The following is a 5,580-nucleotide window of genomic DNA, read 5'->3' as shown; positions in this document are numbered from 1 at the left end:
GCGAGCCCGACGCCGCCGGCCGCGGCGAGCACCAGCACGGTCTCGCCGGGCGCCACCACGGTCGCCTCGGTGAGGGCCACCATTGCGGTCGTGTAGGAGATCGGCAGTGCCGCCGCGGTGGCCGGATCGGTCCCCTTCGGCATCGGGATCGCCATGTCGGCCCGCATGAGGGCATATTCGGCGAAGCCGCCCCAGACCACCTTGCCGGCCACCGGCGTGCCGACCGCGAGCCCCGCCTCCGCCCCGGCCGCCATCACGGTCCCGGCGATCTCCTGGCCCGGCACGAACGGTCGCACCGGGCGGACCTGGTAGGCGTCATCGAGCATCAGCAGGTCGGAGAAGTTCAGGGCCGCGGCATCGACCCGAACCAGCAGCTCGTTCGGCCGCGGGTGCGGCACCGGCAGCGTCGTCCGCGCCAACCCGCTGACGCCGGGGGCATCCGACTGCCACGCGGCCATCGTGGTCGGGACGGCGGTCGTCGTCATCGTGGATCCCCACCGAGCCGCGCGGCGACGCGGACGCCGACCGCCAGCAGGTGCCCGACCCCGGCAGCGATCGCGTCCGCCGTCATCCGGTGGCACGGGCCGGCGACGCCGATCGATCCGAGCACCTGGCCGCGCGGCGTGAGGATCGGCACCGCCATGCCCGAAACGCCCGGATAGGTCTCCTCGTGCGTGACGGCGACACGGCGGGCGCGAATATCGGCGAGCTGCGACGCCGCCGCGGCACGATCGATCGGAGTCGCCGGATTGACCGGCACGAGGTCGCCGGCCAGCACCGCATCGATCCGGGCTTGCGGCAGAAAGGCGAGCACGGCCTTCGCGGTGGCGCCGGAGTACAACGGATAGGCGGTGCCGATGGTCTCGTAGACCCGCAGCCCGCCCTGCCGGCTGGGAATCTGGGCGAGGCAGACGACGCGGGCGCCGGGCTCGTCGTAGCCGGTGAGGATCACGGTCTCCGAGGTCGCCAGCGACAGCTCCTCGAGCAGGTCGCGGCACAGCTCCACCAGGCTGAACTGGCGCTCCGCACGATGCCCGAGGTCGACCGCCGCGAAGCCGAGCATGTAGCGGCCGTGCTGCTCTGTCAGATAGCCGCGAGCGGCGAGGAAGCGCACCAGCCGGCTCAGCGTGGAACGGGAGAGACCGGTCTCCCGGGCGAGTTCGGCCTGGGTCCAGGCCAGCCGGTCGTCCGTGAACAGATCGAGGATCTGGAAGGTCTTCTTCAGCAGCCCGACGCCGGCATGGCTCGGTCCTTGCTCGGCCGCCTCGTCGGGTTCGATGTTGACAGTTGCCTGGTTCATTGCTCCAATTGTGGGACAGTCGCTCACATTGTGGCAAGAGCGAATTCGCCCTGGGACCATGAACGTGCGAGCCGGACCCGTTCGTTGCCCGATCGAGACATCGACAAGGAGACGACAATGAAGGGATGGTCCTCCGCCTCTCGGCTCGCATCGGCGACGGCCCTGGCGACCGCATTGCTGACGGCGGGACTCGCGGCCGCCGCGCTCGCCGCCGACAAGAAGGTCGCGATCTCGACGATCGTCGAGGTGCCGCAACTCGTCGAGACCAAGGAGGGCGTCTTGCGCGGTCTCGCCGACCGCGGGCTCGCACCGGGCAAAGGCATCACGGTCGAGTATCAGACCGCCAACGGCAACATGCCGACCCAGCAGCAGATCGCGAAGAAATTCGTCGGCGAGGGCGCCGACGTGATCGTCGCCATCACGACCCCGACCGCCCAGGCGATGGTCACGGCCACCAAGGACATTCCGATCGTCTTCGCCAGCGTCACGGACCCGCTGAAGGCCAAGCTGGTCCCGCAGTACAAGCAGCCCGGCGGCAACGTCACCGGCGTGTCCGACGCGGCGCCGATCGCCGAGCAGCTGAAGCTGTTCCGTGAGCTCGTCCCCGGCCTGAAGAAGATCGGCTTCGTCTACAATCCGGGCCTGGACAGCTCGAAGGCGACGCTCGGCTGGATGCAGGAGCAGACCAAGCCGCTGGGCATCGAGGTGGTGGAGTCGCCGGCTCCGACGACGAACGAGGTGATTCCGGCGGCCCGCAAGCTGGTCGGCAACGTCGACGCCATCTACGTGCCCAACGACACCACCGTGGTCGCGGCGCTGGAGACGATCGTCAAGGTCGGCCAGGAGACGAAGACGCCGGTGTTCACGGGCGAGACGCGCGGCGTCGAGCGCGGCGCCGTCGCCTCGCTCGGGCTCGACTACATCGAGGTCGGCCGCCTCGCCGGCCACATGGCCGCGGACATTCTGGCCGGCAAGAAGCCCGGCGAGATCGACGCCGTGATCGCCTACGAGAAGCTGCCTGGCTTCAACGTCGTCCTCAACAAGAGCGCGGCGGAGTCGATGGGCGTCACCATTCCGCCGGCGACGCTGGCGCGCGCCACGAAGGTCGTGAACTGATCCCGCGCGCCTCCGCCGTCGCGGCGGAGGGCGCTCCTCGAAAGACCGTTCGCGTCCGATGTCCCTTTACGAATTTCTCGGAACCGTCGAGGTCGGCCTCGTCTTCGGGCTGGTCGCACTCGGCGCCTTCCTGAGCTTCAAGGTCCTGGACTTCCCGGACCTGACGGTCGAGGGCAGCTTTCCCCTCGGCGCCGCCGTCGTCGCCGTGCTGATCATGTCGTTCCATTGGCCGCCCTGGGCCGCGACGCTCGGCGCGGTGGCGGCGGGCTTCCTGGCCGGCTTCGTCACCGCCTTTCTGAACGTCCGGTTCGGCATCCTGCACATCCTCGCCGGCATCCTGGTCGCGATCGCCCTCTACTCGATCAACCTGCGCATCATGAGCGGCCCCAACCTGCCGCTGCTCGGCGCCGCGACGGTGTTCACGCCGCTGCAGGGCTGGGGCGTTCCGACCTACATGCTGTCCCCGGTGCTGCTCGCAGTCGTCGTCCTCGCGGTCAAGATCGGGCTCGACCTGTTCCTGCGGACCGGAATCGGGATCGGGATGCGGGCCGCCGGCGCGAACCCGGCGATGGCGGCCGCGAACGGCGTCGACGTGGGGCGCATGAAGCTCCTCGGCATCGGCATGGCGAACGGCCTCACCGCCTTCGCGGGGGCGCTGTTCGCCCAGATCTTCGGAGCGGCCGACGCCTATATGGGCATCGGCGTGATCATCATCGGACTCGCCTCGGTGATCGTCGGCATGTCGATCCTGCCGACCCGCACCATCGTCCAGGCGACGATCGCGTGCCTGTTCGGCGCCCTGCTCTACCGCTTCGCCGTCGCGCTCGCCCTCAAGGCGGACTTCCTCGGCCTGCAGGCCTCGGACGTCCAGCTCGTCACCGCCGTCCTCGTCGTGCTGACGTTGATCGGGCAGCGGCGACGGCTCGGCCTGGCGCAACTTCTCGGACGGCGCTCCTCATGATCCTGGCCGAGAAGATCCGCGTCACCTTCAACAAGGGCACGCCGCTCGAGACCGTCGCGCTGCGCGACGTCGACCTGACGGTCGAGTCGGGGCAGTTTCTCACCGTGATCGGCTCGAACGGCGCCGGCAAATCGACCGCCCTCAACGTGATCGCCGGCACGATCCGGCCCGATGCCGGGAGCATCGCGTTCGACGACGTCGACGTGACCTCCTGGCCGACGCACCGCCGGGCCCGGCTGGTGTCGCGGGTGTTCCAGGACCCGAAGACCGGCACCTGCGAAGACCTGACCATCCTGGAGAACTTCGCGCTCGCCCAGAGCCGCACGCGGCCGCGCGGCCTGCGCTCCGCGATCGACAAGGCCCTGCGCGAGCGCGCCGCCGAGCGACTGCGGGTCCTCAAGCTCGGCCTGGAGGATCGACTCGACGACAAGATCGGCCTGCTCTCCGGCGGACAGCGCCAGGCCGTCAGCCTGCTGATGGCGACCAGCGGCGACACCCGGCTCCTCCTCCTCGACGAGCACACCGCGGCGCTCGATCCCAAGACGGCGGACTTCGTGATGACGCTGACCTGCGACATCGTCGCGGCGCTCGGCCTCACCACCGTGATGGTGACGCATTCCATGGCGCAGGCGCTGCAATACGGAGACCGTACGATCATGTTCCACCGCGGCCAGATCGTCTTCGACGTCGCCGGCGCGACCCGGGCCGCCATGGGGGTCGCCGACCTCCTCGCCCTGTTCAGGCACGACCAGGGCGAGGAGCTGTCGGACGACGCCCTGCTGCTCGGCTGAGCGGCACGCGGCACCATGAGTCAGCGTCCGATCACATCCGACCCCCTGGTCGTCGCGCCCGGCGCGATTCCGCTCTCCGTGTGGCGACGCATCCTGTGCGAGCGTGCGCCGGTGAGGTTCGACGATGCCGCCCGGCGAAGGACCGAGGCGTGCCACGCGGCCGTCGCCGATCTCATCGCCACGGGCCGTCCGATCTACGCCGTCAACACCGGCTTCGGAAAGCTCGCGAGCATCGGCATCGGCGAGGATCGCCTGACCGAGCTGCAGCGCAACCTGATCCTGTCCCACAGCACCGGCACCGGCGCGCTGCTCGACGACGGGATCGTCCACCTGATCCTGGTGATGAAGGCGGCGGCGCTGGCGCAAGGGCACTCCGGCGTGCGCTGGAGCCTAGTCGAGGCGCTGCTCGCGCTCGCGACCGCCGGCGTCTATCCGTGCATTCCGGCGAAGGGATCGGTCGGTGCGTCCGGCGACCTCGCACCGTTGTCCCACATGGCGGCGGCGCTGATGGGAATCGGGCGGGTGCGATGCGACGGGTCGGAGATGCCGGCGGCCGACGGCCTGCGCCGCGCCGGGCTCGCGCCGATGGCCTTCGCGCCCAAGGAAGGCGTTGCGCTGATCAACGGGACACAGGTCTCGACCGCGATCGCGCTGGCCGCGCTGGTCCGCGCCGAAGAGGTGTTTCGCGCCGCGCTGGTGACGGGGGCGCTGTCGCTCGAGGCGTGCTGCGCCAACGACACGCCCTTCGATGCGCGCATCCACGCGGTGCGGCGCCAGCCCGGCCAGGAGGACGTCGCGGCCATCTATCGCGCGCTGATCGCCGACAGCCCGATCCGCACCGCCCACCGGGATCGCCTGAAGGTCCAGGACCCCTATTGCATGCGCTGTCAGCCGCAGGTGATGGGTGCCTGTCTCGACAATCTGCGCCATGCCGGCCGGGTGCTCGCCATCGAGGCGAACGCCGTGTCGGACAATCCGGTCGTCTTCCCGGAGGACGGCGAGGTCCTGTCGGGCGGCAACTTCCACGCCGAGCCGGTGGCCTTCGTCGCCGATCTGACGGCGCTCGTCGTCTGCGAGATCGGCTCGATGTCGGAGCGCCGCCAGGCGATGCTGATCGACGCGTCGCTGTCCGGCCTGCCGGCCTTCCTGGTCGAGAACTCCGGGCTCAACTCCGGCTTCATGCTGGCGCAGGTGACGGCGGCCGCCCTGGTCAGCGAGAACAAGATGCTGGCGCATCCGGCGTCGGTCGATTCGATCCCGACCTCGGCCAACCAGGAGGACCACGTCTCGATGGCCTGCCACGGCGCCTATCGGCTGCACCAGATGGTCGACAACGCCGAGACCGTGGTGGCGCTCGAATGGCTCGCCGCCGCCCAGGGCGTCGACTTCCGCGCCCCCCACGGGCCGGCGCC

Annotated in this window: 5 protein-coding genes and 1 pseudogene; 4 read left to right on the top strand and 2 right to left on the bottom strand. The window is 70.0% G+C overall.

Annotated elements, in window-relative coordinates; translation table 11 throughout:
* Together CH341_RS18305 and CH341_RS18300 are read right to left on the bottom strand one after the other, a co-directional pair.
* A partial coding sequence (locus CH341_RS18305) for an alcohol dehydrogenase catalytic domain-containing protein (RefSeq protein ID WP_170149694.1) occupies positions 1–485 on the bottom strand: 485 nt, incomplete at its 3' end.
* Positions 482–1,300, bottom strand: coding sequence for an IclR family transcriptional regulator (locus CH341_RS18300; RefSeq protein ID WP_170149693.1), 819 nt, complete (start codon positions 1,298–1,300; stop codon positions 482–484). The genes CH341_RS18305 and CH341_RS18300, both read right to left, overlap by 4 nt.
* Positions 1,301–1,417: 117 nt before the next feature.
* Between CH341_RS18300 and CH341_RS18290 the strand changes: the two genes are divergently transcribed.
* The 4 genes and pseudogenes from CH341_RS18290 to hutH all read left to right on the top strand — a co-directional run.
* Complete coding sequence (locus CH341_RS18290; protein ID WP_170149692.1) at positions 1,418–2,416, top strand: ABC transporter substrate-binding protein; 999 nt, start codon at positions 1,418–1,420, stop codon at positions 2,414–2,416.
* A 58-nt stretch (positions 2,417–2,474) separates the two neighbouring features.
* Entirely contained in the window at positions 2,475–3,377 is a 903-nt protein-coding gene (locus CH341_RS18285) for an ABC transporter permease (RefSeq protein ID WP_111420430.1), read from the top strand.
* Positions 3,374–4,168 (top strand): ABC transporter ATP-binding protein, encoded by a 795-nt coding sequence (locus tag CH341_RS18280; protein ID WP_111420429.1) that lies wholly within the window; start codon positions 3,374–3,376, stop codon positions 4,166–4,168. Before CH341_RS18285 ends, CH341_RS18280 begins: the two co-directional genes overlap by 4 nt.
* Positions 4,169–4,183: 15 nt before the next feature.
* Positions 4,184–5,580, top strand: a pseudogene (gene hutH / locus CH341_RS18275) (histidine ammonia-lyase); the annotation flags it as partial.

The organism is Rhodoplanes roseus, from assembly GCF_003258865.1.
GTDB lineage: Bacteria > Pseudomonadota > Alphaproteobacteria > Rhizobiales > Xanthobacteraceae > Rhodoplanes > Rhodoplanes roseus.
Note: the sequence above shows the minus strand (reverse complement) of the source record. Positions and strands in the feature narration are given on the sequence as shown.